Raw genomic sequence first — 16,428 nt, 5'->3', positions numbered from 1 at the left:
CTCATTGTGGTCGAAATTAAAGTACCTGAATTAGCAGAATCCATTACGGAAGGAACGGTCGCGACGTGGCTCAAACAGCCAGGCGACCAAGTTGAAAAAGGGGAAGCCATCGTTGAGCTCGAGACGGATAAAGTCAATATCGAAGTCCCAGCTGACGAAGCGGGTGTGTTAGAAGAACAACTTGCCGGAGAAGGGGATACGGTTCAAGTTGGTGACGTCATCGCACGTCTCGGTTCAGGTTCCGGTGGCGGAACGGCTGTCGCGACGAAGACGAAGACAGAAAACGCGACAGAAACGAAAACAGAAGCGCCGACTGAGAAGAAAACGGAGTCTGTTGAAGAAGGTAAGAAAGTGGAGAAACGTGAAGAGCACGTCGCGAGCCCTGGTAAAGGTCCAATCGCAACACCTGCTGCACGCAAGCTCGCTCGTGAGAAAGGTATCGACCTCTCAGCTGTTCAAACGAATGATCCGATGGGACGCATCAACGTCCATGACGTGTCAAAACATGAAGACAAACCAGCTGTAAAAGAACAAAAACCAGCTGCCGCAGCACCTGCACCACAACCGGCTGCGAGTGGGAAAGAAGAAGAGCGCATCAAGATGACACGTCGTCGTCAAACGATTGCGAACCGTCTCGTAGAAGTACAACAGACGGCAGCGATGCTCACGACATTCAACGAAATCGATATGTCGGCGGTCATGGCTCTCCGTAAACGTCGCCAAGAGAAGTTCGTGAAAGACAACGATGTCAAACTTGGTTTCATGTCATTCTTCACGAAAGCAGCGGTAGCCGCTCTCAAGCGCATGCCTTACTTGAACGCTGAAATCCAAGGCAATGAAATCGTCTTGAAGAAATATTACGATATCGGGATTGCCGTATCGGCGCCAGACGGTCTCGTCGTGCCGGTCGTCCGTGAAGCGGATCGTAAAAACTTCGGTGAAATCGAGAAAGACATCCTTCACCTTGCGGACAAAGCCCGTAACAACAAGCTTGGTTTGAGCGACCTCACAGGAGGTACGTTCACAATCACAAACGGTGGCGTATTCGGTTCACTCCTCTCGACACCAATCTTGAATGGACCACAAGTCGCGATCCTCGGGATGCACTCAATTCAACTCCGCCCAGTCGCGATCGACGCAGACACGATGGAAAACCGTCCGATGATGTATGTTGCCCTCTCGTATGACCACCGAATCGTAGATGGTCGTGAGGCTGTCACATTCCTGAAGCACATCAAAGACATGATTGAAGATCCGGAACAATTGTTGTTCGAAGCATAAGATGAAAACGAAGTACTCGCTCTTAAATCAGGGGCGGGTACTTTTTTGTATGAGGTCAACCCAAAAACCTTTTATTGGAATTTTTGTCAGGGCATATATGTTATCCTTGATAGAGCGAATCAAGAAAAGGGTGTGAATCGTAAATGAAATGGAAAAAATGGCTTCCTTGGATAGGACTTGTCTTCGTTGTAGTGATCATGGCTACATATGCGTTCTATCAATATTGGATGGGACCGAATCAAAATGAGCTCGACCGAGACAATTTGACGAAAGAAGAGTATACCCGTGCACTTGAATTGATCGACATCATCAAAGAAGAAGACCCGCTCGGGCGACGTCAAAATGTGACGCGCCGCATCAACCCGCAGGAGACGACGGGCCTTGTCTTTGACGATGCGAAAAAATTGAACAAAGGGAATCTCGTCGATGCGATGCATTTGATGACACACCAAAAGATTTTGGCGACGGAAAAAGCGGGTGCCATCCCGATGACGCACGACAATTTGAAAGAGATACGAGACTATTTGGAGTTGTTGCGCGAAAAAAATAAAATCAAAATGGAAGACTACCTTCAACTCGGCCAAATCATCGAACGATGGGAACAAGCCATCTTTGATGAGATTGACAAAGAGCAAGACGTTCTTCTAGAGGAAATGTACGCCGTCATCGGTTTCTCGAGCGGACTCGCGACGCGAGCGGAAGAAGAGTTGTTCATTTTGAATAACTTTGGAGAGGAATACGTGTATACGATGGACTTAGAGCCGATGCCAGAAGAGGAAGATGAGCAACAAGAAGACAAAACATCTGAAACCGAAGAGTAAAACAAAAAGGAGTTCAAGTTGAACTCCTTTTTATAATGGGCGCCCACAATCATTGGAACGACTCATGAAATGAAAGGCGCTGCTTCCCTTTCGCTTTTGACCGATACAAGGCATCGTCTGCTTGTTCGATGGCGAAGTGGGGAGGTTCAGGGGGCGACCAAATCGATGCACCGATGCTTGCCCCGACCTTTACCGAGGCGAGATCGAGCATCACGGGTTGTGAAATGATATCGATGACTGACGTACCGATTTTATGAATTTCTTCCATCGAACAATCACGTCTCGGGAACATGAGGAAAAATTCGTCGCCGCTCAATCGGACCGGATACACGTCATCGATTTTGAGTACTCGTAGTCGCTGTGCGATTTCAACTAACAACTCATCCCCGACCGCATGACCGTATGTATCGTTTACCGCCTTGAACCCATCGAGGTCGATATAAAAGAAAACGTATGGCTCTTTTGAAGTGTGCAATTGATTCAACTGTTCACGTAAGGCGACACGGTTTGAAAGACCGGTCAGCGCGTCACGATTCGCTAGTAGCTCGAAATGCACACGTTCCGATTCAGACTCGGTGAGAGAAGTGACGAGCGATTCTAGCGCGAATGCGAGCGACTCGATTTCTTCGATTCCAGATTGGTGTGGGAATTTGTCTACTTTTCCTTGCTCCATGAGCGAAGCCGTTTCAGTAATTCGTTTCAACGGTCTCGTCACGATGGAAGCGAGTAGCCAACCGAGTACGGCCGTCACAAGCGATGCGAATAAGCCGATCCACAAAATTCTCGTCTCTAGCGTCTCGACTGGTGCGAACGCGACCGCTGCCGGTTGACGGACGACGACACGCCAACCGAGTCCGGGGTATTCGTCATAACCTTCCCCGATTGACATGCCCGTCAAATATTCCTGTCCATCTTGCCATTCTTTCACGGAGGCCCCTTCCGTAAACGACACGGGTAGTGGTTTTCCGACCATATCGTCCGGACCGAGGAGCACCACGTTGTCTCGCTCACTGACAACGAACAGGTCCGTATCGTCGACTTGTTCATGGAGCGTCCGATTGAAATGTCCGAGCACCTCTTTTCCCCATGCCCAGCTCAAATGAGTGGCAAGCACTCCTTGAAACGTCCCGTCTTGGAATAGCGGGACACTGATATCGACGAATTGAAGCGGTTCCCCCGTCGGATTCGGCAATAATTCAGCTAAAAGGACCGCCTCGTGGACGTCTCCGATAAATGGTTTTTCTTTTGCTTCAAGAAAGACCGGACGTTCGGCGATGGACGCCTCTTCTAGTATACCGTTCGTGGAAGCGACGACGGTTCCTTCCGCATCGGTGACACCCATCCATGAGAATGCCGGGATGTTCGATTGGACTTGATCGAGCAGTCGTCGTGTCGCGTCTGGGTCTTCTAAATCGAGCCCCTGCAAGAGTTGAACTTCTTGATAGCGTGACCACATATAAAAGTCGAGTTTATCCGCCAATTGATGTGACGTCGTCGAAAGGCGTTCCCCAATTTCTTGTTCGAGCGAGTCAGATGCTCGGTGACTGATGAGGGATGTGAGTGCGATTGTCAGTAAAAAGACGAGCGTGGCAATGCTGAGCGCCAAAATGAGTCCGAGGCGCATCGTAAAAGATTTGATCATGCGAAAAAAACCTCCTAAAGCTTGAATTAAAGAGAATTATGAAAAACGAGTCGATATCATGATAGGAGGAAGAGCTTCCGCTATAATGAAAGACGAGTCAAAATAGATAGAGGTGAAGAGAATGAAAAAGAATCAATTATTGGTCATCTTGACCATCGTCGCTGTGGCATTGATTGCTTTGGTGTTCGTCTTGCTCAATCAAGATGAGACGCCAGTTGCTGATAGAGGCGATCACGTGTCAATCGAGGGACAGCCGACGCTTGGAGACCCGGACGCGAAAGTCTCGGTTGTCGAGTTCGGAGATTATAAATGTCCATCGTGTAAACAGTGGGGTGAAACGATTTACCCGCAACTAAAAGCGGACTATCTCGACAAGGAAGACGTCAGCTTCAGTTATATTAACGTCTTGTTCCACGGACAGGAATCGATTTTAGCTTCACTCGCGTCTGAGTCGGTATACGAGCAAGATCCTGAATCGTTCTGGAAGTTCCATAAAGCGCTCTACGACGCGCAGCCGGCTTCACAACAACACGACAACGCATGGGTGACGGTCGAGAAGTTGAAAGAAATCGCGGGCGAGACGACATCGGTCGACTTGGCAAAACTCGAACAAGACCTCGGTGAAAATTCGACCGTACTTGAGAAAGTGAGCACGGACGACGGTCTTGTAAAAGAGAACGGTGTTCAATTCACACCATCGATCATGATTAACGGTGTGATGCTCGAGGACCCGTTCGATTACGAACAAATTCAGCAGTTGATTGAGCAGGATTTATAAGATGAAGTCATTTTTCGAAAAATATGGACTGTATCTCGCTTGGCTTGTCGCATTGACGGCGACGCTTGGGAGTCTCTATTTCAGTGAGATTCGCGAGTTTGTGCCATGTGAGCTATGCTGGATTCAACGTATCTTTATGTATCCGCTGACGATCCTCTTGGGAATCGCCGTCTTCACGGACGATCGGGCGGTGCGGAAATATGTGTTACCGCTTACTATCATAGGCGGTATTGTTTCACTTTACCATTACTTGGTACAAAAAGTGCCTGGATTTGCAGAAATTCAGCCTTGTGCACAAGGTGTTCCGTGTAGCGGTCAATATATCAACTGGTTCGGATTCGTCACGATTCCGTTTCTCGCATTGACGGCTTTCACGCTCATCACGATCCTCATGTGGAATGTCAAAAAGCGATAAGGAGTTGGAACGTGTGAAGAAATGGTGGATTGGTAGTTTGATGACGGTGCTCATCGTCCTAGCAGGATGTGGACAAGAGATTGAGGACCCACTCAACTGGGAAATCGAATCGTTCGAATACATGAACCAAGAAGAAGAAATGGTCAGCCTCGACGACTTAAAAGGGAAAGTGTGGATGGCGGACTTCGTCTTCACAAGCTGTGAGACAGTCTGCCCGCCGATGACGTACAACATGACGAAGCTGAATGAAGCGCTCGAGGAAGAGGGTGTCGAAGACGTGCAGTTCGTCTCGTTCAGTGTCGACCCGACCGTGGACACTCCGGAGAAGATGAAAGCATTCATGAGTGACTATGACCTTGCGAAAGCGGACTGGCAGTTCTTGTCTGGTTACTCGCAAGATGAAATTCAGACATTCGCCCAAGAGAACTTCAAAGCACTCGTCCGAAAGCCTGACGAAGGCACACAAGTCGATCATGGCACGTATTTCTATCTAGTCGATCAGGAAGGGAAAATCATCAAAGCATATCCTGGTTTCCAAAATGTCCCGACTGAAGACATCATCAACGACATTAAGATCTTGCAAAAGTCTTAAACTGAAGGCCTGTCCCACCAAAGCGGTGGGCAGGTCTTTTTGAATGATGAAACCTGGTATACTTGAGGGACTAGATTGGTTTCCCTGAAAAGGAGTGAACGGGATGAAAGACGTCTTGATTCAATACATGAAACGTTTTACGGATTTGAGTGATGACGAGTGTGCACGATTGACGGCCGATGTGCCGATTGCCACATTTCCGAAAGGGACGATTTTATTGCATCAAGGAGACGTCCCGACCAAATGTTATTTCGTACTGAGCGGTTGTATTCGTCAATATAAAGTCGACGAAGACGGGAACGAGCATACCGTCGATTTCATCACGGAAGAACAGAGTATCACCATATTGACGAAACATCATACAGATGGACGGTCCCCTTATTCGTTGACGTGTCTGGAGGAATGCTGTCTCGTTGTCGGCGAACTTTCGACAGAGCACGAACAATACGAGAAGAATCCCGTCCTTGAGGCGATGACGCGTGACATGATGCAAGAAGACATGGGGACGATGCGAGATGCGTTCGCCTCATTCATGTCGTCCACACCAGAGGAACGGTATCAGACCTTGATGGAGAAGAGACCCGATTTAGTCCATCGGGTCCCTCAGTATCAACTGGCGAGCTATCTCGGCATCACACCGGAATCACTCAGTCGGATCAAGAAGCGGGCGACGCGCCACCTTCGGATTGTCGAGTGAGTTCATGCATGGGAAGCGTTCTTCCTTTCACGAGTAACCATACGGCAAAGGCCAACTCCCCGACGAACATCGGGAGCATGAGGATGAGTTCGAGTAGAATCGCCACGTCCTCAAGTGTAGGGAATTGATAAAGGACATGGACGACCGTATAGCTGAAGCCGGCAACGACGAGCAGGATTCCGATCGTTCTAGGAATGAGTCGGGTCCGTGCTGCCATCCATCCGACTGCGACGAGGTGAAGCCCGAATACAATCAAGCCGAAAGACCAGATGACCTCAAATGACGTGACTGTTTCATATACTTGTCTAGCTGAAGCAGATGTGTCGAGGAGGCGTTCGGCTTCGATGAGACGGATGACGGCGAACGCGAGAATGAGTGTATAGCCGAGACGAAGGGTCCCGATGAGTAGAGCGAAGGTGACATGGAGCGGTTTGAAGAAACGGTAAAGCCCGTAGGCGACGATTAAGTCAAGCCCGACAATGATGCCCCAGCCGATGATCCCGAAACGGAACAGCGTCGGATGACTGACTAAGTTCTCATACGTTGTCATCGCTTCATTTTCGATGACGAGGGATTGATAGACGTATCCTTGCGCGAAAAAGGCGACGAGTGCCATGAGGACGAGGGCGATTCCGGACCATAACGCGGCACGTCGCTGTGAACGGACAGATGAATGGTTCATGAGAAAAACTCCTTTCAAATGATCTTGTCTCTATCATATAAGGACAATAAAGGGCGCACATTGACTTAAGTCAAGAACACGCCATTTTTTTGAAAAATAAGTGAATCTGCATACTGACCGATATCAGATGGAGAAATGCACGCTATAATCAATGCAACGAACTTGTAGAAAAGAGGATCCAGATGAAAAAGACGATGTTGCTCTCATTAGTCGGAATGGCGGCTGTCACAGGAACGATTCTGACGCAGTACAAACCACTCGGAAGAAAACCGAAATCACTTCAATCCCCGAACCAGGTCAATGGAAAGTTCCGCAATCAATACGAGACGCCGATGAACTTTTCCGCGGAGGACATGGTGTCGATGGCTCGTGACTATCGCGACGTGACGTCGCTGCGTAAGCCGAGCGAACGTCTGCCGATCGTGCCAATCGATTTCGAAGAAAAGACGGGCTCGAGCTTCACGAGAATCTATTGGCTCGGTCATTCGGCACTGATGGTACAAATGGACGGGAAGACGATGCTTGTTGACCCCATGTTTGGACGCAGTCCATCGCCGCTCCCATTCGCCAAAAATGAGCGTTTCAGTGAAGACTTACCGTTCGACCTTGAGGACTTGCCTGAGATCGATGTCGTCTTGTTAACGCATGACCATTACGACCATCTCGACTATGGGACGATCCTTGCAATCAAAGACAAGGTTGCCATGTTCATCGTACCACTTGGGGTAGGGAGTCATTTGAAACGATGGGGTGTCGGTGCTGAGCGAATCGTGGAGCGAGATTGGAATGAGTCATACACGTTCGGGAATTGGACGTTCGTATGTACGCCGGCACGTCACTTCTCCGGTCGTTCGCTGACGGATCGGAACAGCACGCTATGGGCATCATGGGTCGTCCTCGGTGAGACGGATCGTCTCTTCTTCAGCGGAGACAGCGGCTACGCACCTCACTTCAAGATGATTGGCGAACAGTACGGACCGTTTGATTTCGCCGCGCTCGAATGCGGACAATATGACGTGCGCTGGCCGGACGTCCATATGCAACCGGAAGAGACGGCACAAGCGTTTCGCGATCTACGCGCCGATCAGATGATGCCAATCCATTGGGGTGCGTTCACGCTGTCGTTCCACGATTGGTTCGACCCGGCGGAACAGATGGCGTCCCTCTTACCAAAAGAAGTAGTTCTCACTCCAAAGATTGGGGAGCGCATCACGCTCGACGGTCGGAATGATACGACGACGTGGTGGCGAGAACTCGAAGACGCAAACAAGCGATGACATCGGTCATCGCTTGTTTTTTGTTACGAAGAGATCTTCTCAGAAGCGTCTTCTTCGATATGCAGTTTATGTTTACGCGTATACACAAGGAACGCGGCTGTCATCGCGATCGAACTGATCCCAAACAAGACGACCATCAGCTGAAGTCCGATCAAGTCGAGGAAGAATCCTGTCACGAGTAGGACGACTTGGAAGACGATCCGGTCGAGCATGTTACGGAACGAGAAGAAGCGGCCGTGATATTCTTTCGGCATCCGGGTCTGGAAAATCGTGACGGCCGTCGGGAAGAAGCAGCCGACCGAAAAGCCGAAGAGGACGAATGCGGCAATCGACATGAACGGAATATCTGCGAAATACAGCATCAATTGTGCGACACCGATCAAAAACGAGAACGAGAACAAAATCGAGAACGCCGAGAACTTTTCTCCGATCCGCTTGATCATGAAGGCACCTGTCATGAAGGCGAGTCCTTCGGCCGTATAAATCCATCCTTTGATCGCCGTCGAGTCCTGCAACTCACTGATGTTGATGACGAGCAAGTTGAACCCTCCGATAAAGAGGAGTGGGATGAGCGTCATGACGAGTGTCATGAAGATGACCGGGATTGATTTGATGATCGGGAAGACGTCTTTGAATCCGCTCGACGCCTTCGCATCGACTTTCTTCGCTGACGGTGTCTTCGTCTCATCAAGCTTCAAGAACAATGTCGCGATGGCAAGCAACAGATAGGCGACGAGCGAGAGGGCATAGACGTTACGAAGAGAGATGAGCGTCAACAGCACACCGGCGATCGCCGTCCCGATGACGCGTGATAGTGTCGAGACGTTCATATGGACGCCGTTCAAGGCGAGGAGTTCCCGTTCCTTCACGATGAGCGGAATTGCTGCCTGCAGGGCCGGGAAGTAAAAAGCGGCCGATCCTTGTAAAATGATCAAAAAGACGACCATCCACACGACCGAGTTCGTCTCAATCGCGACGAACATGAACAGCACACTAAGCGCCCGGACGACGCTAGAGATCAGCATGATGTTCTTCTTAGATCCTTGGTCGGTCAAACGTCCGGCGAGCGGACCGATGGCGACCCCGGCGAGTAAGCCGATGGCGAGAATGACCGCCTTCACAAAGTCAGACGGGACACGGTCTTGCATGAATTCCAAATTCCCGATGATGCCGAGCCATAGACCAAGACCGGCGACGAATTCGCCCGTCAAGATGATCCAGACGTTCCGATTTTTCCACATAGATGTAGTCCTCGATTCTTATATGCTAATCACTATTATCAAGTAGTAGGATGGAGAATACCACAAAAAAGAAGCCGAATGTCGGCTTCTTCATCAATCAAATATCACAGTTGTCGTCGGTGCATGTTGCACCGTTCGAGAGGACTTGGATTGTCGGATTGTTCTCAGACCAGACTTTTTCGAGCACTTGCGTGAACGCTTCCGTCGGTTGAGCACCGGATACCCCGTATTTGTTATCGAATACGAAGAACGGCACACCCGTGATTCCGAGGTCGCTTGCACGTTTCTCTTCGGCACGAACGTCTTCCGTATATACGTCCGTCGTCAAGACGTCGCGTACCGCGTCACGGTCGAGACCAACGCTTGTCGCGATGTCCAGGAGGACATCGTGGTTCCCGATGTGTTTAGCATCGACAAAGTAAGCCTGAAGCAACGCTTCTGACAATTCTTTTTCTTTACCGACCGTCTTCGCGTAATGCGTCAAACGATGTGAATCGAGCGTACCCGTGACGACCATGTTTTCAAAATCATAGTCGAGTCCGACTTCGCGGGCTTGGGCGGCGACTTGTGCAGTCGTACCTTTTGCCTGTTCGATCGGCATCTGATATTTTGTCGCGAGTGCCTCATAGATGGTACGTGAATCGTTCGTTGGGGCGTTCGGGTCGAGCTCGAAACTCTTGAATTCGACTTCCACTTGGTCCGCCTGTGGGAACTGTTCGAGCGCCTCTTCTAGACGACGCTTCCCGATATAACAAAACGGGCAGACATAATCTGACCATACTTCAATTTTCATAGTGAATCCCTCCTATCCCTAGTGTAGAAAATCTTGAATTCAAAGTACAGGAAACGGCTCATAAAAAAAGCCCTCCAGGAGGAGGACTTAAAAGACGTACCAGAACACACAGACGAAGTGGGCGAAGCTTCCGAACAAGATGAACAAGTGGAACACTTCATGGAAGCCCCATCCTCGCCAGTTGACGAATTTCGGCTTGAACCCGTAGATGAGCCCACCAATCGTATACATGACACCCCCGAGAACGAGCCAGAAGATGCCGGCGTTGCCAATCACGTCATGGAGCGGCCCGATAAAGAAGACGGACAGCCAGCCCATGCCGATATAAAGCGCGGTCGATAAGAAACGCGGGGCATGGAACCAGACGAGCTTAAAGATGATTCCGAACAGGGCGAGTGCGTGTACCGTTCCGAAGAGAACCCAACGCGTCGGTCCCTCGAGCGCGAGTAGCGTGAGCGGCGCGTATGTACCCGCAATCAACGCGTAAATCATCGCATGATCGATTCTCCGGAAGAAGGCGATGACGTTCGGCGAGGCGATGATGCTATGGTAAAGACCTGAAGATAAGTAAAGAAAGACGAGGCTGATCCCGAATAGAATCGCAGCCATAATCGCAAGTGGCGAGCCGAGTAGGGAAGCTTTGACGACCATTGCAATTAGCGCGATGAAAGCGAGCACTGCACCCGCGAGATGCGTCAGCGCGTTAATCGGTTCACGGAAAATCGAATTCATGTAAAACACTCCTTATCACATCATGTAGTATCGATAACTACATGATATACTGAAGAGGAACAAACAGCAAGGTGTACCTTTCGACAAATGAGAGTTTTCTTTATACTTGAAGGTGAGGTGAGACGGATGAAAGCGAAAAATATTACCGAAACGGAAGGGACGCTCCCACGGGACGTATTGCCGACTGTCGATTTATACATGGACCAGGTCATCCAATTATTCGAGCAGCATTATGGGAAGATGAAGCGGGACGAGGATGAGACGATTTTGACGAAGACGATGATCAACAACTATGCCAAGGGCAAGTTGTTTCACCCTGTCAAAAATAAAAAGTATACGAATGAACATCTGATGTTACTCAGTTTGATCTATGAGATGAAAGGTCTCTTGTCGATCAGTGACATCAAGGAGACGCTCCGTCCGCTGAACGAGTCGGACGAGACGTTCTCACTTGAGGACTTCTACGAGGCGTATCAGGCGCAGAAAGTGAAGAATCTAGAAGCGTTTGAAGCCCAGGCGGACACGCTGTTACATGCATCGCTCGAAAAAGAGAGTGATGTGCAGCGGTCGCTCGCCATCGCATCCGCCGTGCATATGAGTCACTTGTATCAACGATTGGCCGAGCAGTTGATCGATGAGAAATAAAATGTCCCCCAGACCTTCATGAGAGTCTGGGGGACATTTTTACTTGGATCGTTCTTGTTCCATGCGTTCACCTTTAGCATATAGCTTCCTCACTAAGAGTGGCGCGCTATAGCTGATGAATACAAGAAACACGAGGATCCATATAAGTTGTGGATGATCTAGGGTGCGATCATACAAAAAGATCAATCCTATCATTACAGTGACGTGGACAAGTGGATGAATCTGTTTAAACCAGAGTTGAAGTGCGCTGCTTACGAATACAGTGAATAGCACGAACATGAACAAGCCAAACAGAATCAAGATCCACATCAGGTCCATATGTCACCATCCATTAGTTATTGATATATTTCTCGTAAACTGTACCGAAGTCTTTTCGGTTCCACTCATGATAATGACGTTGTAGCCAATCGAACGAGTGCTCGTTCAATTCCTTGAACGTGTTCGGTACGTTCATGTCGCCTTCGCGGAGCCCGCTCAAAATCGACACCGAGTGTGTGAGCGACGTATTCGCATACTCCATCATACGACGACCTTCCCGCTGGATCTCTTCAATGGCAAGGAGTGCCTTATACAAATCTTTCACGTGCTCGATTTGCTTTTTGTTGATGTCAATCGAGTACGCTTTGTCGCCGATTGAGAATTTGACTTCGACATCGAGGTCGACTGTGCCCGCTGTCTCAAACATGACGTGTTTGATTGGATAGTGGGCATACGGATAACGATAGAGGACGCGCTTCGAACTGATGGCGCTCGTTCCATCGAGGTGAATCATCGACAAGTTGGTGAAACAATACTCATCTGATTTTGACTTGATCAAGAAATAAATCTTTTCATTGTCTTCGTGAAGGACGTAATCATCCGCATCCGCCTTATCGAAGTCGGACGGGTCGATCACCTCACCGATATCGCTGAAGCCAGTCAAATCAGAAGCCAGTTTTTTGAACATGTCATTCACTCCTCAATAATGGATTTTATGCATCTCTTTCGGGTCGGAGCCGGTCCGCTCATCACGGTTGAGCGCATCGATTGCCGCCATCTCTTCATTCGTCAACGTGAAGTCGAATACCTGTATATTCTCTTTGATTCGACTTGGTGTCACTGATTTCGGAATGACCGCGACCCCGTTTTGTAAGTGCCAGCGTAAGATGACTTGAGCCGGTGACTTGCCGTGACGGTTCGCAATCTCCACAATCGTGTCATCTTCGAGCGCTTCGCGTCCTTTCATGAGTGGACTCCACGCTTGAATTTGAATGTCATATCGTTTGCAGAAAGCAATCAGTTCCTTTTGGGACAAATACGGATGGATCTCGACCTGGTTCACTGCCGGTACAATCGAGCACGATTGGATAATCTGTTCTAAATGTTCGATTTCGAAGTTTGAGACGCCAATCGCACGGACACGTCCTTCTTCATATAACTGTTCGAGTGCCTTGTACGTTTCGACGAACTTCCCGAAACGGGGCATCGGCCAGTGGATGAGGAACAAATCGACATATTCGAGACCGAGTCGGTCGAGACTATCCTGAAACGCTTGGAGCGCCTCGTCGAACCCGTGGAACTCATTCCAAAGCTTCGTCGTCACAAATACTTCCTCCCGAGGAATACCTGCTTCACGAAGTGCTTGCCCGACACTTTCTTCGTTCTGATAAATCGCGGCCGTATCGATCAAGCGATAGTCCGCATCGAGCGCAGCCTTGACCGTATCGACCGTCACTGCGCCGTCTTCGACCTTGTACACACCGAGCCCGAGCATCGGCATGTTGACATCATTATTTAACGTCGTCCATTCCATAAGAAATCCCTCCCTCTCGTCTCTAACGTTACCGAAATTTTGGATGAAGGGAAAGTAAAAACTACAGGCGGATGCTTTCTCCGTGAGACTTGATCACAATTTGATCACGGTCTAATTTTGCGGCCGCGACGAGACGATGATACGGCTCCTCGACGGGCTCGTAAGAGAGGACGAACGTGTCCCAATGCATCGGGAAGAAACGCTTCGCCCCGCTCTCTTTGTACATCATCCAAGCCTGTTCTGGAGTACAGTGTGCTTCTTGGAACGAGTCCGGTTGATACGCACCGATCGGGAAGAAGGCGAGGTCGATTGGTTCGCGGTCGGCGAGACCTTTGAAAGAATCCGTATAAGCCGTGTCTCCCGCAAACAACATCCGGATTCCTTTGTATTTGAGCAAATAACCGTTGTATCCCATATGTTTGTCCCACGGGAAACGGTTACCCCAATGCTTGACGGGAATGGCCCGGACATCTAGCCCGTTCGCCAAGGTTACTTTGTCATGCGGATGCAGTTCAAGTGTCTGTAGACTCGGGTAACGACGGAGCAGTCGACTCGTTCCCGGGGCGGAGACGACGATCGTCTCGCGTGTGATGAGCCGCTTTAGACTTTTATGGTCAAAATGGTCCATATGGGCGTGGCTCAGCAAGATGACATCGACCGGCCCGACATCCTCGATGGAGAGGGCTGGAGCCGTGTGACGTTTCATGCCGATCGTCAGTGGTCCCAAATGGATACCAATCCGTTTTGAGAAGACAGGGTCCGTCAAAATTTTGAGTCCATACCAGTGGATGAGAACGGTCGAATGCCCAATCCACGTCGCTTGCACATGCGTCTCATCAATGGTTGTCAGTTCTGGACGTTCCGGCCATTTAAAGCGCGGGCGGGGGAGACGTCGCTTGAATCGTGTATAAAGAAACGTTCCGACGCTCGCCAAGACGGCACTCGGAACGAGGATGCGTCGACGCATCATGCATCACCTCACTGTTCGAATATAGTGTCATCATAACGCGACGAGGCATGCCTCGCATCCGCCTAAAGGAGTAGAAAAAATGGGAGATTGTGGGGTGTGTGCTTGCGAATCCGCTTTCAATTTGGTAAGGTGGCAGTAACTTAGGAAAGAGAGGTATACCGTACAATGAAAATGACACGTTCACTCCAACGATGAGACGAATCATCACTGTTCGCTTGAACAGTCACGGGTGAAGTGTGTCCACTTCTTCAAATACGGAAAGCTTTCGTTTCCCCTTTTGAACGGATTCCTTCACACCACCGCCGATCGAGCGGATGGTGTTTTTTGTTTCATCGCGTATCGGAAAAATAAGCGAGGTGAAACAAATGTTAGTTATGAAACAAGTTCGGTTTGACTACGACCGGAAACCATTATTTGAAGCAGTCTCTTTTGAGGTCGCAACGAAAGAGCGCGCTGTGTTATTCGGGCTGAACGGGAGCGGGAAGACGACGCTCTTCCGACTCGTGACAGGGGAATTGAAGCCACAAGCCGGGACGATCGAATGTCACGGCGAGGTCGGGCTCGTCCGGCAGACGATTGAATCGGAGGACATGTCACTCCTTGAATGGGTGATGCGGAGCGATCCTGAACGATACGCCCTCTATGAAGATGTCTTTTCTGGTGATGAGGCGCGAGTCATGGCCTCGTATGAACAGGCACTGTCGCTCGATGTATACATGTTGGAGCAAGAGGCGACGAAAGCGTTGACCCGTCTCGGGTTAGACGGTCAGCTCGACCAAAACATCAACGACTTGAGCGGTGGGGAAAAGACGCGGGCACAACTGTCGACGTTGACGATGAAACAGGTGGACATCGTCCTACTCGACGAACCGACGAACCATCTCGATGTCGAATCGATCGACTGGCTCACGAAATGGTTGAACCGGTTTGAGGGGACAGTGCTCATCATCTCCCATGATCGTCAACTGATGGACGATGTCGCGACGGTCATCCTCGAATTGTCGGACGGAGAAGTCACAAGATATCCCGGTAATTATACGGCGTATCGACGGCAAAAAGAGGACGAACGCCTTCGTGACGAGCGAGCCCATGCCCGTTACGTGAGCCGAAAGACAGAACTGCTCGATATGATTGCGCAATACAAAGGGTGGCACTTGAAGGCGAAAGCGACAGCCAGTGTCCGTAGCCCAGGTGCGCAAAAAGGAGCGGCCAATCTCGCCGTCAAAATGAAGGTGAGAGAACAGAAGCTCAGACAGCTCGAAGACAATCGTCCACGAAAGCCAAAAGAAGAGAAGGCCATCTCCGTCCGTTTTGCGGCAGATGAACTCGAAGCGAAGACGTGGCTGACGTGTGAAGATGTGACGTTTGGGTATGGTAAGCCGTTCTACGAACCGTTCTCCTTCTCAATCGAAAAAGGAGAGCGAATATCGATTATCGGACCGAACGGTAGCGGGAAGACAACGTTATTGAACGTGCTGATCGGTGCACGAGCGCCATTTTCGGGTGTCATCAAACGACATCCCCGTCTAAAAATCGGCTATTTCTCGCAAACGCTTGAACGTCTGCCGGAAACGGGGACGCTACTCGAGGCGTTGCTTGCCCATAGTGACATCGGGGAGACGGAGGCCCGGACGCTACTCGCCCATTTCCTGTTCCGGCGGGATGAAGTGCACCGTCCCATCAACGAGGCGAGTATGGGGGAGAAGTGTCGGATTGCTTTCCTGATTCTTTATTTCTCTGACGCGCATCTGTTGGCACTCGATGAGCCGACGAACTATTTGGATGTGGCGACACGGGAACAGATTGAGACGGCGTTGTCCGTTTACCCAGGCGGATTGTTGCTCATTACGCACGATCGTTACTTTCATCGCTTGACATCGCGGACGATTGAACTCGGTGAAACGGTTCGGATTCGTGAGAATATGGAGAATGATGAGCCGATCGATGTCGAACGGATGGTGCAAGCGATGGACGAATTGACAAATCATGACTTGAATTTTTTTGATGAGGTAGGAAACCTCCTACCATTTGACGAAACGAGTGGAATGAATCGAATCGAGTAGGAGTGAA

Annotated in this window: 17 protein-coding genes; 9 read left to right on the top strand and 8 right to left on the bottom strand. The window is 49.8% G+C overall.

Translation table 11 applies throughout. The annotated features are described in order from the left end of the window. Window positions 1–6: 6 nt before the first annotated feature. Together odhB and KNO85_RS09965 are read left to right on the top strand one after the other, a co-directional pair. Entirely contained in the window at window positions 7–1,281 is a 1,275-nt protein-coding gene (odhB, locus tag KNO85_RS09970) for a 2-oxoglutarate dehydrogenase complex dihydrolipoyllysine-residue succinyltransferase (protein WP_214789585.1), read from the top strand. A gap of 143 nt (window positions 1,282–1,424) precedes the next feature. Beyond that, the gene (locus KNO85_RS09965; protein WP_214789583.1) at window positions 1,425–2,102 is read left to right on the top strand and encodes a DUF6241 domain-containing protein; all 678 of its coding nucleotides are present in this window, start codon (window positions 1,425–1,427) and stop codon (window positions 2,100–2,102) included. A 49-nt stretch (window positions 2,103–2,151) separates the two neighbouring features. Here KNO85_RS09965 and KNO85_RS09960 read toward each other — a convergent pair whose 3' ends face one another. After that, complete coding sequence (locus tag KNO85_RS09960; RefSeq protein WP_214789581.1) at window positions 2,152–3,744, bottom strand: diguanylate cyclase domain-containing protein; 1,593 nt, start codon at window positions 3,742–3,744, stop codon at window positions 2,152–2,154. Between the two features lie 121 nt (window positions 3,745–3,865). Here KNO85_RS09960 and KNO85_RS09955 point away from each other — a divergent pair, with 121 nt between their 5' ends. The 4 genes from KNO85_RS09955 to KNO85_RS09940 all read left to right on the top strand — a co-directional run bounded on the left by KNO85_RS09955 (window position 3,866) and on the right by KNO85_RS09940 (window position 6,226). Further along, window positions 3,866–4,522, top strand: a complete 657-nt coding sequence (locus KNO85_RS09955) for a DsbA family protein (protein ID WP_214789579.1) — start codon at window positions 3,866–3,868, stop codon at window positions 4,520–4,522. A 1-nt stretch (window position 4,523) separates the two neighbouring features. Then, window positions 4,524–4,937: a disulfide oxidoreductase gene (locus KNO85_RS09950; RefSeq protein WP_214789577.1), complete on the top strand. Its 414-nt coding sequence runs from the start codon at window positions 4,524–4,526 to the stop codon at window positions 4,935–4,937. Window positions 4,938–4,941: 4 nt separating this feature from the next. After that, entirely contained in the window at window positions 4,942–5,529 is a 588-nt protein-coding gene (locus KNO85_RS09945; protein WP_285800886.1) for an SCO family protein, read from the top strand. A 103-nt stretch (window positions 5,530–5,632) separates the two neighbouring features. Beyond that, window positions 5,633–6,226, top strand: coding sequence for a Crp/Fnr family transcriptional regulator (locus tag KNO85_RS09940; RefSeq protein WP_214789575.1), 594 nt, complete (start codon window positions 5,633–5,635; stop codon window positions 6,224–6,226). Here KNO85_RS09940 and KNO85_RS09935 read toward each other — a convergent pair. Beyond that, window positions 6,186–6,908, bottom strand: a complete 723-nt coding sequence (locus KNO85_RS09935; protein WP_214789573.1) for a DUF4386 domain-containing protein — start codon at window positions 6,906–6,908, stop codon at window positions 6,186–6,188. The genes KNO85_RS09940 and KNO85_RS09935 overlap by 41 nt on opposite strands. Window positions 6,909–7,090: 182 nt before the next feature. Between KNO85_RS09935 and KNO85_RS09930 the strand changes: the two genes are divergently transcribed. Beyond that, the gene (locus KNO85_RS09930; RefSeq protein ID WP_214789571.1) at window positions 7,091–8,185 is read left to right on the top strand and encodes an MBL fold metallo-hydrolase; all 1,095 of its coding nucleotides are present in this window, start codon (window positions 7,091–7,093) and stop codon (window positions 8,183–8,185) included. A gap of 23 nt (window positions 8,186–8,208) precedes the next feature. Here the strand turns inward: KNO85_RS09930 and KNO85_RS09925 are convergent, their stop codons facing one another. The 3 genes from KNO85_RS09925 to trhA form a co-directional block, all read right to left on the bottom strand. Next, the gene (locus tag KNO85_RS09925; protein ID WP_214789569.1) at window positions 8,209–9,426 is read right to left on the bottom strand and encodes an MFS transporter; all 1,218 of its coding nucleotides are present in this window, start codon (window positions 9,424–9,426) and stop codon (window positions 8,209–8,211) included. Window positions 9,427–9,523: 97 nt separating this feature from the next. Further along, window positions 9,524–10,219 carry a DsbA family oxidoreductase gene (locus KNO85_RS09920; protein ID WP_214789567.1) on the bottom strand — a complete coding sequence of 232 codons (696 nt, stop codon included), beginning with the start codon at window positions 10,217–10,219 and terminating at the stop codon, window positions 9,524–9,526. Between the two features lie 87 nt (window positions 10,220–10,306). Continuing rightward, the gene (gene trhA, locus KNO85_RS09915; protein ID WP_214789565.1) at window positions 10,307–10,951 is read right to left on the bottom strand and encodes a PAQR family membrane homeostasis protein TrhA; all 645 of its coding nucleotides are present in this window, start codon (window positions 10,949–10,951) and stop codon (window positions 10,307–10,309) included. Between the two features lie 126 nt (window positions 10,952–11,077). Between trhA and KNO85_RS09910 the strand changes: the two genes are divergently transcribed. Then, a complete protein-coding gene (locus KNO85_RS09910; RefSeq protein WP_214789563.1) occupies window positions 11,078–11,596 on the top strand; it encodes a DUF1836 domain-containing protein in 519 nt (172 codons plus the stop codon). A 331-nt stretch (window positions 11,597–11,927) separates the two neighbouring features. On the opposite strand, the gene KNO85_RS09905 is transcribed toward KNO85_RS09910, so the two are convergent. The 3 genes from KNO85_RS09905 to KNO85_RS09895 form a co-directional block, all read right to left on the bottom strand. Beyond that, on the bottom strand, window positions 11,928–12,542 hold the full coding sequence (locus KNO85_RS09905; RefSeq protein WP_214789561.1) for a PH domain-containing protein: 615 nt from the start codon (window positions 12,540–12,542) through the stop codon (window positions 11,928–11,930). 12 nt (window positions 12,543–12,554) lie between these two features. Continuing rightward, entirely contained in the window at window positions 12,555–13,388 is an 834-nt protein-coding gene (locus KNO85_RS09900) for an aldo/keto reductase (RefSeq protein ID WP_214789559.1), read from the bottom strand. A 61-nt stretch (window positions 13,389–13,449) separates the two neighbouring features. After that, window positions 13,450–14,355, bottom strand: coding sequence for an MBL fold metallo-hydrolase (locus tag KNO85_RS09895; protein WP_251130616.1), 906 nt, complete (start codon window positions 14,353–14,355; stop codon window positions 13,450–13,452). 368 nt (window positions 14,356–14,723) lie between these two features. Here KNO85_RS09895 and abc-f point away from each other — a divergent pair, with 368 nt between their 5' ends. Then, window positions 14,724–16,421, top strand: coding sequence for a ribosomal protection-like ABC-F family protein (gene abc-f / locus KNO85_RS09890; RefSeq protein WP_214789555.1), 1,698 nt, complete (start codon window positions 14,724–14,726; stop codon window positions 16,419–16,421). Window positions 16,422–16,428: the final 7 nt, after the last annotated feature.

The sequence above is a fragment of the Exiguobacterium sp. s124 genome (genome assembly GCF_018617485.1).
GTDB lineage: Bacteria > Bacillota > Bacilli > Exiguobacteriales > Exiguobacteriaceae > Exiguobacterium > Exiguobacterium aestuarii.
Note: the sequence above shows the minus strand (reverse complement) of the source record. Positions and strands in the feature narration are given on the sequence as shown.

Excerpts from the sequence above, each read along its gene's own strand:
- KNO85_RS09965 (WP_214789583.1), top strand. The coding sequence starts at position 1,425 with ATGAAATGGAAAAAATGGCTTCCTTGGATAGGACTTGTCTTCGTTGTA.
- KNO85_RS09960 (WP_214789581.1), bottom strand. The coding sequence starts at position 3,744 with ATGATCAAATCTTTTACGATGCGCCTCGGACTCATTTTGGCGCTCAGC.
- KNO85_RS09955 (WP_214789579.1), top strand. The coding sequence starts at position 3,866 with ATGAAAAAGAATCAATTATTGGTCATCTTGACCATCGTCGCTGTGGCA.
- KNO85_RS09950 (WP_214789577.1), top strand. The coding sequence starts at position 4,524 with ATGAAGTCATTTTTCGAAAAATATGGACTGTATCTCGCTTGGCTTGTC.
- KNO85_RS09940 (WP_214789575.1), top strand. The coding sequence starts at position 5,633 with ATGAAAGACGTCTTGATTCAATACATGAAACGTTTTACGGATTTGAGT.
- KNO85_RS09935 (WP_214789573.1), bottom strand. The coding sequence starts at position 6,908 with ATGAACCATTCATCTGTCCGTTCACAGCGACGTGCCGCGTTATGGTCC.
- KNO85_RS09930 (WP_214789571.1), top strand. The coding sequence starts at position 7,091 with ATGAAAAAGACGATGTTGCTCTCATTAGTCGGAATGGCGGCTGTCACA.
- KNO85_RS09925 (WP_214789569.1), bottom strand. The coding sequence starts at position 9,426 with ATGTGGAAAAATCGGAACGTCTGGATCATCTTGACGGGCGAATTCGTC.
- KNO85_RS09920 (WP_214789567.1), bottom strand. The coding sequence starts at position 10,219 with ATGAAAATTGAAGTATGGTCAGATTATGTCTGCCCGTTTTGTTATATC.
- trhA (WP_214789565.1), bottom strand. The coding sequence starts at position 10,951 with ATGAATTCGATTTTCCGTGAACCGATTAACGCGCTGACGCATCTCGCG.
- KNO85_RS09910 (WP_214789563.1), top strand. The coding sequence starts at position 11,078 with ATGAAAGCGAAAAATATTACCGAAACGGAAGGGACGCTCCCACGGGAC.
- KNO85_RS09905 (WP_214789561.1), bottom strand. The coding sequence starts at position 12,542 with ATGTTCAAAAAACTGGCTTCTGATTTGACTGGCTTCAGCGATATCGGT.
- KNO85_RS09900 (WP_214789559.1), bottom strand. The coding sequence starts at position 13,388 with ATGGAATGGACGACGTTAAATAATGATGTCAACATGCCGATGCTCGGG.
- KNO85_RS09895 (WP_251130616.1), bottom strand. The coding sequence starts at position 14,355 with ATGCGTCGACGCATCCTCGTTCCGAGTGCCGTCTTGGCGAGCGTCGGA.
- abc-f (WP_214789555.1), top strand. The coding sequence starts at position 14,724 with ATGTTAGTTATGAAACAAGTTCGGTTTGACTACGACCGGAAACCATTA.